Genomic DNA, 18285 nt, shown 5'->3' on the forward strand with positions numbered 1-18285 from the left:
GGCCTTGGCCGTGACGCGACTGCCAGCAACCTAGTGAGGGCCTGACATGCCTGCAGCGATCCAAGACCGCCCGACCGCACAAGCGGCCAGAACACCCCTGGTGGTGCGCCTGCTGGTGCTGGCCACGTTCGTGGTGATCCTGAACGAGACCCTCATGATCAACGCGATCCCGCGCCTGATGGAGTCTCTGCAGGTCACCGAGCAGGCAGCCCAGTGGGTCTCCACCGCCTTCATGCTCACCATGGCCGCCGTCATCCCGATCACCGGCTGGTTCCTGCAGCGCGTGACCACCCGCCAGGGCTACGCGATCGCCATGGGCGTCTTCCTGACCGGCACCGCCATCTCCGCCGCAGCGCCGACGTTCGCGATCCTGCTGGTGGGCCGAATCGTCCAAGCCGCCGGCACCGCCGTGATGATGCCGCTGCTGATGACCACGTTGATGACCGTCGTGCCCGAACAGGACCGAGGCCGAGTCATGGGCAACGTGACCCTCGCGATCTCAGTGGCCCCGGCCCTCGGCCCCGCGGTCTCCGGCCTGATCCTCCAACTCGGCTCCTGGCGCCTGCTGTTCGTGGCCGTCCTGCCCATCGCGGGGTCCGTGGCCTACTTCGGCCTGCGCCAGATGACCAACATCGGCGAACCCAAGGTGAGCTCCATCGACTGGTTCAGCGCAGCCGCGGCCACCCTGGGCTTCGGTGGCCTGGTCTACGGCCTGAGCCTCTTCGGCGAAGGCAACGCCACCCAGGGCCCGACCATCGGCATAGTCCTGGCCGGCGCCGCCGCCATCGCCGTCTTCGTACTCCGCCAGCTCAAACTCCAACGCACCGGCGCCCCGCTGATGGACCTGCGAACCCTCCGCCACCGCACCTTCGCCCTGTCGCTGACCCTCATGTGCGTGGCGTTCCTGGCGATGATGGGCTCGATGATCCTGCTGCCCCTCTACCTGCAGAACCTGCGAGGCCTCACCCCACTGCAAACCGGCCTGCTCCTGATGCCAGGCGGCCTGGCCATGGGCCTGCTGGGCCCAACAGTGGGCAAGCTCTACGACCGCCTTGGCAGCCGCCGCCTGGTCCTCCCCGGCTCGATCGGCATCGTGCTCTCCCTGGCCGGCTTCACCCAGGTGTCGATGACCATGCCGTACTGGCAGGTCCTGGCCCTGCACGCCCTGCTGATGGTGAGCCTGGCCGCAACCTTCACCCCGATCTTCACCCTGGGCATGGGCGCCCTCCCCCCAGACATGTACCCGCACGGCAGCTCAATCCTCGGCACCCTGCAACAGGTAGCAGCAGCCCTGGGCACCGCCCTGGTGGTGACAGTGATGACCGCCCGCACAAGCCACCTGGTAGCCGACGGCGCCACCGCAGCGGCAGCACAGCTGAGCGGCATGAAACTGGCCTTCGTGGTAGCCACCGCCATCGCCGCGGCCACGATCGTCGTAGCGGCCCTGCTGCCAAGCCGAACCCCCGCGGCAGCCGACGCCCACGCCTGACCCAACACGTCCGCCCGAACCTCGAAAACGAAGAACCCCCAGGTCGCTTGACCTGGGGGTTCTTTCGGTGTGGGCCGCCAGGGACTCGAACCCTGAACCCGAAGATTTCCGGAAGTCGATCGGCGTTGTTCGGTGATCTTCGCCGACAGTGCTCACTACCTGCATGGATGCGGTCTTGATCTGAGCACTGTGGACAGTCGCTTTTCGACGTTTGCCGTCGTTTTCTGAGACTAAAGTGTGCCGTCGATCTTGGTCTTCTGATCGCCCATACCTCTGCCATCATCCCGACACTGAGCCTAGAACGCGGCCGGTGGCGTTGGGTCAAGGTACTCGTTCCAGCCTTGACGCAGCGTCGCCGGCCGTTGTCATGCTCGCGGCGTCGGGGTGGCTCGGCTTGGTGCTCGTTGAGCGTTCCCGCGGCTTCGCCCTGGTCCTGATTCGGTGGCAAGGCGGCGGAGCCGTCGCGGCAGTCGAGCGCCGTGCCATCAGTCCGCGGTGACCCCTCTGGCGCTCGTAGGGAGCTGCTGGACGACTCAGCTCTATGGGTGAGCCTGTCGGGTGGAGGAAGGCCGGAGTTGCGGCGCGCAGCGTCGCCCGGCCGACCGGCGCAGCGAAGCGGATGCCGGGAGCGCCGGGATGGATGTTGTTCGCCGGTAGGGGCCAGGACGCGCCGCCGGCGGCGGCGCCTTGATCCTGTAGAGCCAAATTCGGCAGAAGTACCGTCATGAGCTTGTCAGGCTGAGATCCATCCGTACATTGTGATCCTTACGAGCCGCCGGCACGGAGAGGACGCGCATGAGAGCGAGTGGGGAGATCGTCTCTGACCTTGAGATCGAGAGCGCGGCCTCGCGTGCTATCAAGCATGGAATCGAGCACTTTCCTCCGCTAATGTCAGACATTTGCTTGACTGATGCCGCGCAGGTCATTTCTGATCAGGCCGAAGCGCGGTTGGAAGACGGCTATCTGCTCTCTTCGGAAGTCGTGGCCTATCCGCGCAAGAGTTTTGGCATCAGGCCAGTGCTGGTTGCTCCATTGACCGCGCGCGCAGTCTATGGAGCCGCTGTCCGCAAGGTTCAGAGCTGGCTTCCGGAGCCGAGCCGTGCTAACGGCAACTGGGATAAACATAAAGAATTCGGATTGAAAAGCGAGTCATCCCACGTCGTAGAGTTTGACATAGCGTCCTGCTACGAATATGTCGACCATGCTCGACTGCGGGAAGAGCTCGCTATGCGGACCTCTAATGCTGGTCTTGCGAGTCTGATCACGGGCTACCTCTCTGAAGTCCAGGGTCGCGCGCATGGGCTCCCTCAGTTTTCCTACGAGAGTGATCTTCTTGCAGACACCTACCTCAATATTCTTGACCGTCGACTTCATCGAGGACAGTTCGTAACGTCGCGGTTTGCAGACGATTTCAAGATTCTTGCCAGTAGCTTCGACGAGGCCAGTGAAATAATTGAGCTGTGTTCTGAGTATGCGCGAGATCTGTGTCTCGTCCTATCCACTGAGAAGACTCGGGTAATGAAGAAGTCGACGTTGAAGCGTCGGTATATTCCGGATGCGAAGGTGCGAGAGCCATACTTCAAGGATGCGGAAAACGCTCGGAGGGCGGCCAAAAGATTCTTCTTCTCGGGCTACGGAGATGTTGACGTCGATGACGACAGTGAGATTGATCCGGATGAGCTTGAGTACACTGCATATCACTCTATAGTCGCAGATTGGGCTGAAGCTGCGGTCGATCGAAATGAGGCGAAAACTAAGAAAGTTCGACTTAGGGCGAAGACCAAGGGTGATCGCTTGCAGGGGCTTATTCCGGAGGCCCTAAGTGTGCTTAGGTCTGATCCGACTCCTGTCGATCCCGACTTTCTTCGCCTAGTTGTCTACGACAACATCGCCCGGCTTGAGTCTGTTGTCAAATATATCGTTGCACATCCCGACGGTGCCGACTATTGGCACCTCATTCATGAGTTTACCGAGCAGCGACGACAGAGTCCTTGGCTAAAGCTGTGGATCATCTACGCTGCGAATCAGCTCGCCAGCGACCTCTTCAACTCGCACGAAGCAGCGGTCATCGATTGGATCGGTGAGCAAATCGAAGATCGCCATGAGTTGGTGCGCGCTGAAGCAGCCTGGGTCCTAGCCGAGCATGAGAGGATCTCAGTCGCCGAGCTGCTCGGACTCTATCAAGCGGCAACGGAGCTCACACGACCTCTATTGGCTGCGACTGTGGCTATCGATAGCAAGGCGTCGGGGCAGGCTATTGGTTCCTTGCAAGGAGATGGACGGCTAATGAGTGAGGCTATCAAATGGGCAAGAAAGAGTTAGATCTTCGAAGCCTTACAGGGGCAGGCGAGTCTATGCTCCGCACCATCGCCCGTTTGCGCTTTGCCGACGACTCCACTGAGCGTGTTCTTATTTTGATATCTACCCTTGGCGAAATGCACGTCGCTAAGTCGTTGAGGGTGCTGGTTGAGAGAGGTCGGTCACGCCGGGGCAAATTTGAATCAACCTTGGTTGCAAAGACTGAAGAGAATATGTATCTATCCTGGCCATCGATGTTTGAGTGGCTTTCTTCTGGGTTTGACCTACACATCCGCGGCAAGGGGCCGGCGCAAGCGTTCGAGAGCTGTATTGCCATGCGGAACGCAATTGTTCACGGGGATGGTCGTCTAACCGAGTTGCAGGCTAGGAGCTTTGCTCCCTCGGTTGCGACCCGGAATGATGCGGTTAAGAAGCTCGGTGTTCACTTTGTCGGAAACAGGGTCTTTATGGGAGAAAAGACTCGAGAGCTGGTACTTCAGGCAGCCAGGGACTTCGTCATCTATTTCGATGCCCAGCTGCTCGCAAAGTATCCTGAACTGCTTGGTGCTGTCGATGTTGAACCGGGAGTGACTAAAAATAGGTGAAACTGGTATGAACTAGGTAGGCGAATCATGATTGCTCGTCACCCTCAGGCTCTTCACGCTCCGGCGTAATGGACAGTGCCCTGTATGTTCGCCTTTCCTCGCCTGAGCCGATTGTGTGGATCGTCTCCTCGGCGCGAATAACTACGCGAGTGCGAAAAAGTGAGTCGAGAGGTTCTCGGAGATCTGGCTCGATAGACATTGAGACGACGTCACCGGTCGACATTCGCAAGTCGATATTTCGAACGTCGCTGACCGTGATTAGCGTGCCATGCAGATCTATTATGTCAGCGTCGATCTTATTTTCCTTGATGAGGTTCCGCAGGCCTTCGGCGGTAGCACGAGATATTTTGCCGCTGTGCGTCGGTCCGACGGATTCGTTCCATGAGATATCCAGTTCGATATCCTCATCGATGATTGCGGCACTCAGCTTAAGGATATTTCGCGCGACCCGTGGACCGAGCTCCCGAAGCTGTGCCAGCACATCGCCTTCTCCGCTTTGAATGCCTGCTGCAGCTGCGTTGGCCAGTTCAAGGAAGCTCTGCGCGCTGAGGTCAACCAGGTCAGCCATCTGAATGAGCGGATCAGTTTGGCCGGGAAGGACATCTGCGGGATCTTGTGCGACCAGCTCGAATATTACTGAGCCCGGAACGGTATGTGGAGTAAAAGTGAGCTCCGTGAGCTGGCGTACAACCTCAGGGAACTTGCCGCGAGATCCCTTGCTTCCACGGAGTGACGCTGCAACCGCCGTGATTGCATCCTGGAGGATGGACAGGATCTTGGTGGCTCTTTTGACGGCAACGCTGTTCTTCCGGACCGCGCCACCATGCATCCTCACTGAGGCCCGTGAGCGCAGTGAGGAACCAAAGCCAGCGTGGTATGCGAACGTAGTGAGACTTTGCCTGCTTAGATCGTTTCCATCAGTGTGCTGAGGTGCCGAAGATATGTCAACACCGCGGAAGTAGTCCTCAAGCGGATTATCCGGGGTAGTCATCTAGCTTCACCTCAAGGTATCCGCGACGAGGTATGCAATCTGCCTGAGTCGGCGCCAACGTTTTAGGCGTGATGCGCTTTCGTTGCCAAAAGTCGTCCCAGTGTCCTCTTGAGAGATAGTAAGTGTTCTCATGTGTGCCCATGTCAGGCCCTGGCGAGGGGATTGGGTACCACGAGATGATGTAGGTATCAAGCCTCTTGCCTGCTTGCTCGTGGAAATGACGCCCGCGGGACAGTGAATCGACAGCTTGGCGGGCAAACATGCCGACAGGTAGAGAATCATACGCCGTACCGTCGACGGTGAATACTATATCCATGTCGTCTGGGTCGAGCTTTGACGAGACAAAGCTTCCGCTTATCCACGCAGTGTAAACCGGAAGTATCTGCCGAAGCCCGTCGCGTACCGTGATCCAGTCATTCCAAATTTGTGGCCGCGTTGTTGAGCCGAAGAAGTCAAGTCCGCGGACAAAGTAGTTGTAGATCTCGTCGGAGCTGCACGAGTAACGACCAAGCGGGAGCATTCCGTTGGGCAGTTCGAGCGTGGGTACACTCACGGCAGCCTCCCTGGTAGTGCCGACCTCCGTGCCGGCGGGTCTGTGTTAGATGATCGCTGATCGGTCGTACTTTGTTACCGGCGTCTTCAATGCGGCAAGATCTTGTTATGAGAAGAATGCTTTATCTCGTTGTTGGAGTGCATGGTTGATCCTGAGTTGAATAGATGGATGTATGTCGAGTTCGCCCAGTCTTTCCGTTGGTACCCAGACTACTTCCTTCGATTCGCTGCTTGTCCTTACGGTGCCGCCGATTAGTTTTGCGCGGAAGCAGATGGAGAATTCTTGCCGAATTTCGCCATCGTCGTATGCAATCACGTGATTTGGATTTGAATAGAGACCAACAAGGTCGGCTACCTCTGTTTGCAAACCTGTTTCCTCTTCGACTTCTCTGACAGCGGCCTCGCTGAGTGTCTCTCCGACTTCCTGCTGGCCACCCGGAATGGCGTACTTGTCATTGTCGGTTCGGCGGATCATGAGGATCTCGCCCTTGGTGTTCTGTACAAAGGCGCTCACTGCTGGCCGGAGACTGTTGGCCTTCGGGGCACTGGGATCGTGGAAGTAGTCCACGCGGGCCATGCGGCTCCCTAGAACGTTGCTGGCTTGGACAGGTTCCAGACGTGCTCGAAGCTTTCAGAGTAGGTCTCGAAGAGATCGCCCGCAGCGAGCCGACGCAGGTGCAGCGCTGGAGCGTGCGCAGCCTGGAAGCCGTAGACATGCGTGTTGACGACCATCTCGTCGTCAAAGCGGAAGATCGAGTTGTAGAGCGTCGTCTTGTGGAAGCGCATCTCCACGCCGTCCACGCCCACCAGCGGCCGGTAGAACGCCAGCGCGTTGCGGATGCGGGACCCGAGCGTGCCCTTGCCAAGCTGCTCCTCGTCGCTGCGCTTGGCGACTTCGCGGCTGGCCGGATCGCCGAAGATCAGCCGGATACGAGCGCCGTTCGCAGCCTTGTTGGCGAGGTCGCGCATGAACGTCGGGCGTTCCACCAGGAAGATGCCGGCGTGCACGAGCACCTCCACCTGCTGGGTGGCGTTGGTGATGAGGTGGTCCCACAAGTCCGCGGGGATCGAGTTCCGGTGTGGGTAGAGCTTGACCACCTCGGACTCGGTGATCTCGGCCTTCCTCTCCGGCGCGACCGCGTCCGGCCAGAGGTACGTCTCGGTCTCCTTGACCATCGATGCGATGGTGTTGCGGTGGCGCGGGTACGGCGCGCGGCCCTTCGTGATCCAGCGTTCGACGGTCTTCTGGTCGACGCCTGTGGCCTTCGCTACCTGCTCGTATGTAAGTCCGTTGCGCAGCAACGCATCTCGTAGTCGCTCGTTCGCCATGATCGCTTCCTGAGGGACGCCAGGGACGTCTTACGTTAGCGGGGACGTCTCTAGAAGTCCTGCTGTGCGGTGCTCCCGTCCTCGTTTTCAGCCGAAAGTCGTAGTCGTCGAGAACTTCAGGCAACGGGCCTGGACGACGCAAACGACAGGAGAGCCACGATGGCGATCACAGGTGGGAGCAGGCTCCCTGCGGGTCACGACTTCGTGTTTCCCAGGGGCGCGCTCGTGATGGGCGTTGAGCCCGTGCTCAAGTTCCAGTCCGCCGACGAGCGGGCGAAGGGCCTGCCGGTGGAGCAGGAGAAGGACAAGGAGACCGGACTTCTGGTGTGGTCCGTGCTCGTGATCGACCAGGCGGCCGAGCGCAAGACGGACGCGGTGGTCACCGTGAAGATCTCCGCGCCTCATCAGCCGGTGCCGCCGGAGGCTATCCCCGGAACGGACGTGCGGCCCGTGCTGTTCGAGGGGCTGACGGTCACGCCGTGGATCGATGACAAGGGCTGCCGCTCCACGCACGCTGGTGAGCGTCATCGGTGCCGGGCGAAGCTCGGGTACAGCCTGCGGGCGTCTGGCATGAAGCCGTTCGTCAGCAAGCCAGCCGCTAAGGCGGCGTGATGCCGGACATGGTGCGTGTCCATCTCACCGCCGGCGTGCCGATGCGTCCTCTCGCGATGCCGTTCGCAGACCGGATCGAGATTCGCCTCGGCAACGCCTTCCCCGCAGTGCTCGTGATCGACCGGGACGTCGTCCCGCAGCTGCGGGACGTGCTTGATCAGGCGTGGCGGGCACTTCAGGCGTCGGCAGCTCGGCAGGACGGGCGGCACGCGCTCGCGGAGGAGGCTGGCGATGTCCGCAGTTGACGCCATGAGCTGGGGCGTCGCGGAGAAGGTGACGACGCTGAGTGAGGCACACGACGTGCTGAGCAAGCTCATGCCCAACCCGAAGGCCGCGCCTGCGGTGCTGCGGGACTACTACCTCCGCTCCGCCGCCGTCTACGCGCGGGTCGCCGAGACCGATCGAAGCCATCACCACGAAGCCCTCTACTGGGCCAACCGTGAGCGCGAGAAGGGGGAGGAAATCCCGGCTTCCAAGCGCTAGATCAGTCCTGTTTAGACAGAACGCGTGACTCTGCTGGGTCATGCGGCGATGCCGCACATCTTGTTGCGGCGCAACGAGAACGTGAGACGCAGGAGCGGAACCCGGCTACCAACCTCGCCGCTCCTGCGTTGTCCACCCAACTGGGAGTGAACAACGATGAGCGTAGAGCCTGGGCGCATTCCTGCGCCAGACAGGGCCACGAAACAACTGCTGTGGGATCGCATGATCTCCAGCAAGCAGACTGTTTCCAGCTACGTCGTCATGCTCGACGGTGGCTCCTTGGAGACGCTGGAACTCACCGCCGCACAGGCCGAGGGTTTCGAGTGTCTGACCTGCAAGGCGCAGTGCACCACGGGTACGGGCGCGTTCCAGCCTGTTGGGCGAATCCCGAGCGTTGGCAGCGTCTTCCAGTGCATCAAGTGCCTCGGCGGTGCTCGATGAATGGAAGTCGTTGGATCGACCCAGCGCCGTTCGAGGGTGCACGTCCTCAGTTCCCTTGGTGGGTATGGCTTCCCGGCTGGGTCAAAGCTGTGCTCGCACCGTTCGCTCTGCTGTGGCTGACCGGTCGCCTCGCTGTGAGGCTCGTGTTCCTCGCGGTCCGGTATCCGGTCGCCGTCACCGCCGGTCTCGGCAGCTACGTCGGCTATCGCCAGTTCGGGCTTTCGCCGCTGGTCCTGGCCGTGCTGTCTCTCATGTGCGTGCTGATCGTCTGGTACGGCCTCGATCGAGACTCGTTCATGAGGCACGGCTGGTATCGCGTCCTGACGGAGTGGCGGCGCGTGACGGTCTACGTGCCGCAGTGGCGCACGGTGGTGAGGCTCGCGGAGCTGACGAAGGACAGCCGCGGGAAGGAGTACCGCCCGAAGCTGCGCCGCGTGCGGTCTGAGGGCTGGCGGGACAAGGTGCGGGTGCGGATGATTCCGGCGCAGTCTCCAGAGCAGTGGGAAGCGCGGCGGGACAACCTGGCGCACTCGTTCAACGCCCTGTCGTGCCGGGTTCGCGTCGTGCGGCCGAGCGTGCTTGAGCTCGACTTCATCCACTCTGATCCGCTCGCGCGTCCGGTTCCTGTTCCGCCGCTCGCGGAGGTTGGAGAGATTGACCTCAAACGCGTGGTCGTCGGTCGCACCGAGACCGGGAAGGCTTGGCGGCTGAGGCTGCTCGGCTCGCAGGTGCTCGTGGTCGGCGTGCCCGGCGCGGGCAAGGGCTCGGTGCTTTGGTCGATCGTCTGGCAGCTCGCCCCTGCCATCAAGGCCGGCGTGGTCCGCCTCGTCGGCATCGATCCCAAGGGCGGCATGGAGCTGGGGCAGTGCCCGGATGCGTTCGAGAAAGTCGTCTATGACAACGGGCCGGAAGCTGTTGCCCTGATTGAAGAAATCGCCGCAGAGGTCAAGGAACGCGCCTCCCGATACCGGGGCATCCGGCGACTATGGGTGCGCAACACGGGTGAGCCATTCACAGTCTTGATCGTGGACGAGCTGGCCGACTTGATCGCCTACCAGTCGGACCGAAACCTCCGCGAGCGTGCCACGCGCGCCATCCAGACGATCACCTCGCAAGGTCGCGCACCCGGCTACGCCGTCGTGGGCCTGGTCCAAGACCCGCGCAAGGAGATCGTGGGCTTCCGGCACCTGTTCACCACCCGCGTGGCGCTTCGACTCGATGAGCCGGTCCAGGTGGACATGGTGCTTGGTGATGGTGTTCGGCAACGTGGCGCGGCTGCTCACGAGATCAGTGAGAACACGCCCGGTGTCGCCTGGCTCAAGGAAGACGGACAGCGCGAACCGGATCGAGCACGGGCCTTCCACGTCACGGATGCGGACCTGGTCGAGCTGGGCGCGTACCTCGCCCCCGCCACCGTGCACGAGTTCCCCGAACTGTCCGAGGGGAGCGCAGCAGCATGACCGAGTACCTGAACCGCTCTGAGCGGATGAAACAGCCGGCCGCGCTCGACGTCGCTCGGGCTGTCGCCGAAGAACACGGCGTCTGCGTCCGGCCGCTGGCCAAGGAACGGATCGACCTCGACACCGGGCGCGTGGACATCGTGCCGGTGCCGTGCGGCTCGACGGTCGCCAGCGTGTGCCCGACGTGCGCAGAGAAGAACCGTCGCCTGCGGATGGCGCAGTGCCGCGAGGGATGGCACCTGACAGAGGAACCGGACTTCACGCCGAACGTCCCGAACGACGATCAACGCGGATTGGCGGCGTACCGGGCTGACCTGGTCAAGGCCTTCCGCCTGGCCCTCGATGAGGGTGACGAGGTTGGCGCTGAGGAAGTGCGGGAAGAGGTCGCCGAGGTCGACGAAGAACTTCGGCAACTCGGAGTCTGCGGTTCACTCCCGTCTCTGGAAGCTCCGCTTAAGGCGGTCCGAAAGCGGTCGACTAAGCGGCGGCAGGATGCGGCCAACTTGCCTCGTCGGCCCGTCAGCAAGCGCACGGTGGGCAAGGTCTTCGGAGGCAAGTACCAGCCCTCGACGTTCCTCACGCTGACGCTCGACACCTACGGCAAGGTCCGCAGCGACGGAACGCCCGTCGACGCCTCGAGCTATGACTACCGCCGCGCTGCGCGAGACGCGGTGCATTTCGCGGCACTGCTGGATCGGTTCGTGCAGAACCTTCGGCGCTGTGTCGGCTGGGAGGTCCAGTACTTCTCCGCCGTCGAACCCCAGCGTCGGCTCGCTCCGCACTGGCACGCGGCTGTCCGAGGAAGCATCTCTCGCGCGGAGCTACGAGCGGTCGCGGAAGCTACCTACCACCAGGTCTGGTGGCCCGCGCACGACGAGATCAAGTACAGCGCCGACAACCTGCCGGTGTGGGATGTCCGGGCCAAGGGCTTCGTTGATCCGCAGACCCGAAGGGCCTTGCCTACCTGGGAAGAAGCGCTGGACGAGGTCGAACGTCCGGCACACGTCGCGCGGTTCGGCGTTCAGCTCCACTCCAAGGGCATCCTCGGCGGCACCGAAGAAGCCGGCCGTCACATCGGCTACCTGACGAAGTACCTGACCAAGAGCATTGACGAGTGCTTTCAGGCGGAGACCGCGCGGCAGGAAGACCACGCCGAACGGCTTTGCGCTGAGCTCGCGGTCACGCCCTGCTCGCCGCAGTGCCCGATCTGGCTCCTCTACGGCGTCCAGCCTCGTGGGGCTCGGTTGTCGACGGTGCCAGGCAGGTGCAAGGGCAAGGCGCACAAGCGAACCACGCTCGGCGTCGCCGGTCGTCGCGTCCTGGTGTCGCGCAAGTGGTCCGGAAAGTCCCTCGCCGACCACAAGCACGACCGCAAGGCGTTCGTTCGGCAACTGCTCGCGGACGTTGGGATCAAGCCTGAGGACCAGGCCGCACGGGTCGTGTGGAACAACGTGCAGCCCGGTGATCCGAACGTGCCGCCAAGGGCTCACCTGCTTCTGAGCGCCGTCGCAGAGCGCCGCAGGTGGAAGGCGGAATACACGGCCGCGCTGCTCGCATCAGCCGGACCGCCGGGGAGTTCGGCAACACCACAAGCTGCTTGACCTAGGGGGAAACATCATGGATGCACAACAGTTCGAGCCATTGTGGACAGTCGGCGACGTTGCGGCCTACCTGAACGTCCCGGTCCACACGCTCTACGGCTGGCGCACGAAGAACTACGGCCCGCCCGCACGTCGCTTGGGGAAGCACCTGCGGTACCTGCCGTCCGAGGTGCGGAGCTGGTTCGAGCACCTGCTTGAGGAGGCTGCCTGATGGGACGGCCACCTCTCGACATCGGCACTTACGGCGCGATCCGTTGCTACCAATCGGAAAGCGGCTGGCGTGCCCAGACCAACTATCGCGACTACGACGGCCACACGCGGCCGGTGCAGCGGCGCGGCAAGACCAAGGCTGAGGCGGAGAGGAAGCTCAAGAAAGCATTGGCTGAGAGGAAAGCACCTGCCGGTGATGGGCTGACGCCTGACAGCCGGTTCAAGGAAGCGGCGGCTCTGTGGTTCGGCAAGTTTCAGGCGCTCGCAGACGCTGGCAAGCGGTCGCCTGGCAGCGTCGACACCTATCGCAGCATCCTTGACCGGCACGTGTTGCCTGGCCTCGGTGAGCTGCGGATTCGTGAGATGACCGTGGCGCGGATCGACGCGTTCCTTCAAGCGTTGTGGCGGTCGGTCAGCGTCGGCCCGATCGGTGCTCTCGGGGGCGCTGAGGATCGCGGTGAGGGACAAGGCGCTCGACACCAACCCGGTTCGCGAGACGGATCGGCTGGAGGCTGGGCGGAAGAAGAGTCCGCGGGCGCTCACGCTGGAAGAACGGCTCTTGTGGCTCGAAATGCTGGAGTCGGATGAGCAGGCGGTGAAGTGGGACCTTCCGGACCTGTCGCGCTTCATGATGGCGACTGGTGTCCGGATCGGTGAGGCGCTGGCCGTCTACTGGGAGGAGGTCGACTTCGAGGTCGGCACGGTCGCCGTGAACTACACCGTGATCAGGGCCAAGGGCATCGGGCTGATCCGGAAGTCCACGAAGACGGAGGCTGGAGAGCGCACGCTTCCGCTGCCTCGGTGGGCGCTGGACATGTTGAAGCGACGGCATGCGGCGACGCTCTTCCCGAACGGGCCGGTCTTCCCCAGCAGCCTCGGCGGCCTGCGTGACCCGTCAAACGCTCGGAGGGACCTCCGTAAGGCTCGCGGCGGTGAAGAGTTCGCGTGGGTCACCTCGCACGTCTTCCGGAAGACGGCGGCCACCATCCTCGATGAGGCGGGGCTCTCCGCACGACTGGTCGCGGACCAACTCGGCCACGCTCGGCCCTCGATGACGCAGGACGTCTACTTCGCCCGCAAGGTGGTCGACAAGCGGGCTGCTGACGCTCTTGAGGGCGCGCTCGACAAGCCCAAACAGGACGCTGACGAGGGCGAAGAGGACCAGCTTGAGGACGGTCCGCCTGATGCCGCAGCTTGAGAGTCAGAGGGGTAAAGCGTGCCAAAGGTGTGCCAGTGATCTTCCAAAGCGAAACCCCCAGGTCCTGGACCTGGGGGTTTGGTGGGCCGCCAGGGACTCGAACCCTGAACCCGAAGATTAAAAGTCTCCTGCTCTGCCAATTGAGCTAGCAGCCCTCGACGCGACAGCCTACCGATCGTGGTCCGCACCTGTCGCACGGGTTGCCTACCTCACGGTTGACGCATCTCACCCGCCCAAACGATCACCAACGCCGCAGCGAGAGGATTGGGCAAGAGCAAGGCGGGATCTGAGTACCGGAGACCACCCCGCGCGAGCTTCCATTGGAGTAGCCCGAGAACAACGACTCCGAGGAGCCAAGAGATGCCGCTCGACCACTACGTCACGCTAGGCCGGTCCGGCCTGCGGGTGAGCCCGTTCGCCCTCGGTGCGATGACCTTCGGAGAGGACCCCGGAGCTGCCGGGTGCAGTGTCGAGGAGGCCGAGAAGATCCTCGGCGTGTACCTCGACCGCGGCGGGAACTTCATCGACACCGCCAACTTCTACACCAACGGGCACTCGGAGAAGATCCTCGGCGACTTCTTCGGGAGCCGAAAGACAAGGGATCGGGTGGTGCTCGCGTCCAAGTTCTTCTTCAACATGCACCCCGGCGATCCCAACGGTGGTGGGGCCGGGCGCGGGGCGATCAGGAAGCAGCTCGACGAGACCTTGCGGCGGCTGGGCACGGACTACCTGGATCTCTACTGGATGCACAACTGGGATCGGAACACGCCCGTCGAGGAGACGATGCGGGTGCTCGACGATCTGGTGGGATCGGGCAAGATCAGGTATGTCGGGTTCTCCAATGTGCCGGCTTGGGTCACGGCTCAGGCGCAGACGATGGCGGTGTTGAACCGGTGGACGCCGTTGATCGCCTTGCAGGTCGAGTACTCGTTGCTCGAGAGGACCGTTGAGGGCGAGATCGGGCCGATGGCGCGGGACATGGGCATGGCGCTGGTGCCGTGGAGTCCGCTCAAGAACGGGTTTCTGTCCGGCAAGTACCGGAGGAACGCGGTGGTCAGCGACTCGGAGCGGGCCAAGTTCGTCAGCGGGCCGTCCGAAGAGGACTTCAGGGTCATCGACGTGGTCGTTGAGATCGCCGCGCAGCACGGCGCCACGGCGGCCGCGGTGTCGTTGGCTTGGCTCAAAGCTCAGGGAACGGTGCCGATCATCGGTGCGCGCAAGCTGGAGCACCTGGAGAGCAACCTCGAGGAGGTCACGCTCACGGTGAGCGAGATCGGCGCGCTCAGCGAGGTCTCCAAGCCCGTCCTCAACTACCCGGCGCCGCTGCACGGCGAGCTCAGGGCGATGTTGCAGTTCGCGGGCACGACGGTCGACGGGGAAACGTCCGGGATCTACCCGCCGCTCCTGCAGAGCAGCGTCAGGTACTGATCAGGTAGAGCCTGCTCCACCTGATCAACGGCAGCGTGCGTGACTGTGCCGGGAACGGAGAACTGAAAATCTCTCCTCACACGAACGAAGGGGAGGCTGAAGATGAAGAAGACGCTGGTAGGAGTGCTGGCAGCGGCCATGCTGTGCACCGGAACGGCCGTGGCCGCGCCCGCGAGCAGCCTCGACAGGCAGCTCGACGGACTCACCAAGCAGCACGGGTTTCCGGCCGCGCTCGCGACCGTCACCGAACCCAACGGCAGGGCCAGCGCGTACACGTCGGGCACCGCCGAGTTGAACAAACGTGTTCCGGTGCCCAGGAACGGCGTGGTCCGTGCGGGGTCGAACACCAAGACGTTCGTGGCCGTGGTGGTCATGCAGCTCAACGCGGAGAACAAGGTCGAGCTCGACGCGCCGATCACCAGGTATCTGCCGGGCGCGATCAAGGACGAGCGGATCACGGTCCGCCAGCTCCTCAACCACACCAGCGGCCTCGCGAACTACACGCAGTACATGGGGCTCGAGAAGTTCGAGGACGTGCGGCACCGCTACTACGAGCCGCGGGAGCTGCTGGACATCGCCAACGCGCACGAACCCACGAACCAGCCTGGCGAGAAGTTCAAGTACAGCAACACGAACTACGTGTTGCTCGGCCTGCTCACGCAGAAGATCACCGGACGCCCGGTCTCGGAGAGCGTCGACCAGCGGATCATCAAGAAGCTCGGCCTCAAGGACACCTACTGGCCGACTACAGGTGACCAGACGATCCAGGGCAAGCATCCGCACGGGTATGCCAGGACCGGCAACGGTGTCGAGGACGTCACCGAGCTCGACCCCTCCTGGGGCTGGGCGGCCGGGCAGATCGTTTCCACGACCAAGGACCTCAACACGTTCTTCCGCGCGCTGGTCAAGGGTGACCTGGTGCCCGCGAAGCAGCGCCAGGAGATGCAGAGGACCGTGGACACCAAGGGCGAGATGTGGCCGGGCGCCGAGTACGGGCTCGGGATCGCCAGCACGCCGCTGACGTGCGGTGGCAGGTACTGGGGGCACGGCGGCGACATCCCCGGGTACGAGACGCGCGGTGGCGTGAACGACGACGGCCGGGCGTACTCCGTTGCGGTCACGGCGTTGCCGGGCACTTTCCAGGACACGCCCGAGGAAGCGCAGAAGGCGCACGAAGCGGTTCTGGCCACTGTGGACAGCGCGTTGTGCGGGAAGTGATCAGTCGCGGGCGTACCGGAGCACCCAGAGCATGTCCTGCTCGGTGACCGGTCCGTCCGCGACGCACGCCAGCAGCCAGTTGGTCAACGAGTCCGCGTCGATGCCCGCCCCGATCAGCACCAGCTGAGTCGGGGCGTCGTCGACTCGGGTGAACGAGACGTACGCGCCAACGGTGTGCAGCATGAAGGTGCCGCCCGGAAACTGCACAAAACCCTTGGCGCGGAACAACCCCTCGGGTCGCGCCTGAAGAAAGTCCATGAACAGCTTGGGGTGCAACGGAGAAATGGACTCGAACGTCACGCTGTCGTACAACGCGTGAGCGTGCGAGGAATGATCCTCGAGATCGTCGAACGAAAGCTGCCGCGGCCCGAGGTCCGGAGGCCGCACCTCGAACAACAACGCCGGGTCGATCTGCCCGTAGGAAACAGGCACCACCGGCACCGGCGACGGAAGCGAGGGCAAGGACGAAACCCGGTCGACCTTGTTCAGCACCACCAGATCAGCCAACGCCAGATCGCGCTCCAGGTGCGGCACGGCACCGAACTCCACGGCGTCCACCACGTAGATCAGCCCGCCGTACGCGACTCCGGGCGCTTGCAGCACCATCCGAACCATCGCCGACGGCTCGGCCAACCCGGACGCCTCGATCACGATGACGTCCAGGTCCGCCGAGGCCAGCTTGACCAGCATGGAGTCGAGCTCGCTGCCGTCCACCGCGCAGCACAGGCACCCGTTCGACAGCGTCACCATCGAGTCGACCTGGGCCGACACCGCGAACGCGTCGATGTTGATCCGCCCGAAGTCGTTCACCACGACGCCGATCCGCGTGCCGCCTGACGTGCGCAGCAGGTGGTTGAGAAGGGTGGTCTTGCCGGAGCCGAGGAAGCCGGCGAGCACGACGACGGGGATCACGGCCGTCCAGGCTACTGAACCAGCCCGATGGTCTTCTCCAGCACCTCGTCCACCAGCTGGCCGGAGCCGCCGGGATACACGATCAGCTGGTCGACGCCGAGGTCCTCGTACTCGCGCACCACGGACGCGTCCAGCGCCGCCGTCGCCACGATGTTGATCTCCAACGCGCCGAGCGAGTCGGACCGCTCGGTCATCGCGGACAGCCGCCGGAGGCATTTCAGATTGGCCGCGGTCTCCGCGGGCGTGCCGATCCCGAGCCACGCGTTGCCCCGCGTCAACGCCCGCCGCAACGCCGCGTCGCTCGCCCCACCGATCGCGATCCGGGCGCGGGAAGGGCGCGGATGAGCATCAACGCCAGAAAAAGACACGTACTTGCCGGAAAAGGCAGGTGACGGAGAGTGCCACAACGCGCGCATAGCGTCGATGTACTCGTCGGTCCGCCGTCCCCGATCCGCGAACGGCACACCAACGGCGGCGAACTCCGGTTCCAGGTACCCGGCACCGACGCCCAGCGTGAACCGGCCACCGCTCAGCACGTCCAGCGACGCCACCTGTTTGGCCAGCACCACCGGGTTGCGCTGCGGCAGGATCACGATCCCCGTCCCCAGTTCCAGCCGCGACGTCACCCCGGCCACGAACCCCAGCCCCACCAGTGGATCCAGCATCGGCTGGTCCGGATCGGCCGGCGACGGCTCGACCCGCGGCGACGGCAGCACCACGTGCTCCACCGCCCACCACGATCGGTAGCCGAGCGACTCCACGAGCGAAGCCAGCCGGCGAGTCTCCGCGGGCGAGATCGCGTCGCCCGTGTTCAGTCCCTGAACCCCCAAGTCCATGATCACGTCAACGGTCCTGTGACGCCGGTCATTCCTCCGAACTCAACAAATTCCACCTGCCAGACATTCATACTGCGAGAAGGGGGATTGATGACCGAGTTCGTGGCCGCGGCGCTGGCTTTTCCGACCGTGCTGTTCAGCTTCCTGATGCTCGTCGTGCTGGCGTACTGGCTCACGGCGGCGCTGATCGGCATGGATCACCTCCACGCCCCGGTGCTGCCGATCTCCATCTCGATGTTCGTGCTGATCACGTGGTTCGCCGCGCTGGTCGGCACGGTGCTGACGCCGGAGGGCAAGCTCCGGTACGTCGTCCTCGCCGGGGCAGTGCTGGCGGGCGCTCTTCTCACCAAGATCCTCAGCATCCCGCTCAGGAGCTGGACGAGGCCGGAGAAACCCGCTTCCCGCAACGACTTCGTGGGCCGCACGGCGCTCGTGAAGACGTCGCGGGTCACAGAGAACTACGGACAGGCCGAGGTCACCGCCGACGACGGCGGTTCGGCTGTCGTGCAGGTGCGAGCAGCACAGAGCACCGATCTGAAAGCGGGACAGACCGCGCTGATCTTCGACTACGACGCCGAAGGCGAGTTCTTCTGGGTCGTGGACATCACCACAGGGGGCTGAA

21 protein-coding genes and 1 tRNA gene are annotated in these 18285 nt (G+C 63.3%); 15 read left to right on the forward strand and 7 right to left on the reverse strand.

Translation table 11 applies throughout. The features are described from left to right. Positions 1-100: 100 nt before the first annotated feature. The 3 genes from ABZ345_RS04345 (at position 101) to ABZ345_RS04355 (ending at position 4392) form a co-directional block, all read left to right on the forward strand. Entirely contained in the window at positions 101-1489 is a 1389-nt protein-coding gene (locus ABZ345_RS04345) for an MDR family MFS transporter (RefSeq protein WP_359842797.1), read from the forward strand. A 795-nt stretch (positions 1490-2284) separates the two neighbouring features. After that, the gene (locus tag ABZ345_RS04350; protein ID WP_359842799.1) at positions 2285-3811 is read left to right on the forward strand and encodes a reverse transcriptase domain-containing protein; all 1527 of its coding nucleotides are present in this window, start codon (positions 2285-2287) and stop codon (positions 3809-3811) included. After that, positions 3793-4392, forward strand: coding sequence for a hypothetical protein (locus tag ABZ345_RS04355; protein ID WP_359842801.1), 600 nt, complete (start codon positions 3793-3795; stop codon positions 4390-4392). The genes ABZ345_RS04350 and ABZ345_RS04355 overlap by 19 nt, the downstream gene beginning before the upstream one ends. Positions 4393-4417: 25 nt before the next feature. On the opposite strand, the gene ABZ345_RS04360 is transcribed toward ABZ345_RS04355, so the two are convergent. The 4 genes from ABZ345_RS04360 to ABZ345_RS04375 form a co-directional block, all read right to left on the reverse strand. Beyond that, a complete protein-coding gene (locus ABZ345_RS04360) occupies positions 4418-5383 on the reverse strand; it encodes a hypothetical protein (RefSeq protein ID WP_359842803.1) in 966 nt (321 codons plus the stop codon). Further along, complete coding sequence (locus tag ABZ345_RS04365; protein WP_359842805.1) at positions 5367-5936, reverse strand: hypothetical protein; 570 nt, start codon at positions 5934-5936, stop codon at positions 5367-5369. Before ABZ345_RS04365 ends, ABZ345_RS04360 begins: the two co-directional genes overlap by 17 nt. Positions 5937-6041: 105 nt before the next feature. Next, entirely contained in the window at positions 6042-6512 is a 471-nt protein-coding gene (locus ABZ345_RS04370; RefSeq protein ID WP_359842807.1) for an NUDIX domain-containing protein, read from the reverse strand. Between the two features lie 8 nt (positions 6513-6520). Beyond that, entirely contained in the window at positions 6521-7264 is a 744-nt protein-coding gene (locus ABZ345_RS04375) for a DUF5919 domain-containing protein (RefSeq protein WP_359842809.1), read from the reverse strand. Between the two features lie 159 nt (positions 7265-7423). On the opposite strand from ABZ345_RS04375, the gene ABZ345_RS04380 reads away from it, so the two are divergent. From ABZ345_RS04380 to ABZ345_RS04420, 9 genes are all read left to right on the forward strand, one after another. Continuing rightward, entirely contained in the window at positions 7424-7876 is a 453-nt protein-coding gene (locus tag ABZ345_RS04380; protein ID WP_359842811.1) for a hypothetical protein, read from the forward strand. Between the two features lie 8 nt (positions 7877-7884). After that, positions 7885-8121: a hypothetical protein gene (locus tag ABZ345_RS04385; RefSeq protein ID WP_359842812.1), complete on the forward strand. Its 237-nt coding sequence runs from the start codon at positions 7885-7887 to the stop codon at positions 8119-8121. Continuing rightward, complete coding sequence (locus tag ABZ345_RS04390) at positions 8108-8359, forward strand: AMED_5909 family protein (RefSeq protein ID WP_359842814.1); 252 nt, start codon at positions 8108-8110, stop codon at positions 8357-8359. Before ABZ345_RS04385 ends, ABZ345_RS04390 begins: the two co-directional genes overlap by 14 nt. A gap of 222 nt (positions 8360-8581) precedes the next feature. After that, entirely contained in the window at positions 8582-8800 is a 219-nt protein-coding gene (locus ABZ345_RS04395; RefSeq protein ID WP_359842816.1) for a hypothetical protein, read from the forward strand. 143 nt (positions 8801-8943) lie between these two features. Beyond that, a complete protein-coding gene (locus ABZ345_RS04400; RefSeq protein ID WP_359842818.1) occupies positions 8944-10260 on the forward strand; it encodes an FtsK/SpoIIIE domain-containing protein in 1317 nt (438 codons plus the stop codon). Further along, the gene (locus ABZ345_RS04405) at positions 10257-11861 is read left to right on the forward strand and encodes a replication initiator (protein ID WP_359842820.1); all 1605 of its coding nucleotides are present in this window, start codon (positions 10257-10259) and stop codon (positions 11859-11861) included. Before ABZ345_RS04400 ends, ABZ345_RS04405 begins: the two co-directional genes overlap by 4 nt. A 16-nt stretch (positions 11862-11877) precedes the next feature. Next, the gene (locus ABZ345_RS04410) at positions 11878-12072 is read left to right on the forward strand and encodes a helix-turn-helix domain-containing protein (RefSeq protein ID WP_359842822.1); all 195 of its coding nucleotides are present in this window, start codon (positions 11878-11880) and stop codon (positions 12070-12072) included. Continuing rightward, positions 12072-12659 (forward strand): hypothetical protein, encoded by a 588-nt coding sequence (locus tag ABZ345_RS04415; protein ID WP_359842824.1) that lies wholly within the window; start codon positions 12072-12074, stop codon positions 12657-12659. Before ABZ345_RS04410 ends, ABZ345_RS04415 begins: the two co-directional genes overlap by 1 nt. Then, complete coding sequence (locus ABZ345_RS04420; RefSeq protein ID WP_359842826.1) at positions 12643-13269, forward strand: site-specific integrase; 627 nt, start codon at positions 12643-12645, stop codon at positions 13267-13269. Before ABZ345_RS04415 ends, ABZ345_RS04420 begins: the two co-directional genes overlap by 17 nt. Before the next feature lie 79 nt (positions 13270-13348). On the opposite strand, the gene ABZ345_RS04425 is transcribed toward ABZ345_RS04420, so the two are convergent. Then, positions 13349-13424, reverse strand: a tRNA-Lys gene (locus ABZ345_RS04425). Between the two features lie 205 nt (positions 13425-13629). Between ABZ345_RS04425 and ABZ345_RS04430 the strand changes: the two genes are divergently transcribed. Continuing rightward, positions 13630-14697, forward strand: coding sequence for an aldo/keto reductase (locus ABZ345_RS04430; protein WP_359842828.1), 1068 nt, complete (start codon positions 13630-13632; stop codon positions 14695-14697). A 102-nt stretch (positions 14698-14799) separates the two neighbouring features. Further along, positions 14800-15915 (forward strand): serine hydrolase domain-containing protein, encoded by a 1116-nt coding sequence (locus ABZ345_RS04435; RefSeq protein ID WP_359842830.1) that lies wholly within the window; start codon positions 14800-14802, stop codon positions 15913-15915. On the opposite strand, the gene ABZ345_RS04440 is transcribed toward ABZ345_RS04435, so the two are convergent. Beyond that, positions 15916-16827: a GTP-binding protein gene (locus ABZ345_RS04440; protein ID WP_359842832.1), complete on the reverse strand. Its 912-nt coding sequence runs from the start codon at positions 16825-16827 to the stop codon at positions 15916-15918. Between the two features lie 11 nt (positions 16828-16838). Then, positions 16839-17663: an LLM class F420-dependent oxidoreductase gene (locus ABZ345_RS04445; protein ID WP_359843128.1), complete on the reverse strand. Its 825-nt coding sequence runs from the start codon at positions 17661-17663 to the stop codon at positions 16839-16841. 90 nt (positions 17664-17753) lie between these two features. Between ABZ345_RS04445 and ABZ345_RS04450 the strand changes: the two genes are divergently transcribed. Further along, the gene (locus ABZ345_RS04450) at positions 17754-18284 is read left to right on the forward strand and encodes a hypothetical protein (RefSeq protein WP_359842834.1); all 531 of its coding nucleotides are present in this window, start codon (positions 17754-17756) and stop codon (positions 18282-18284) included. Position 18285: the final 1 nt, after the last annotated feature.

Origin of the sequence: Lentzea sp. NPDC005914, from assembly GCF_040629405.1 — a bacterium.
Taxonomy (GTDB): Bacteria; Actinomycetota; Actinomycetes; order Mycobacteriales; family Pseudonocardiaceae; genus Lentzea.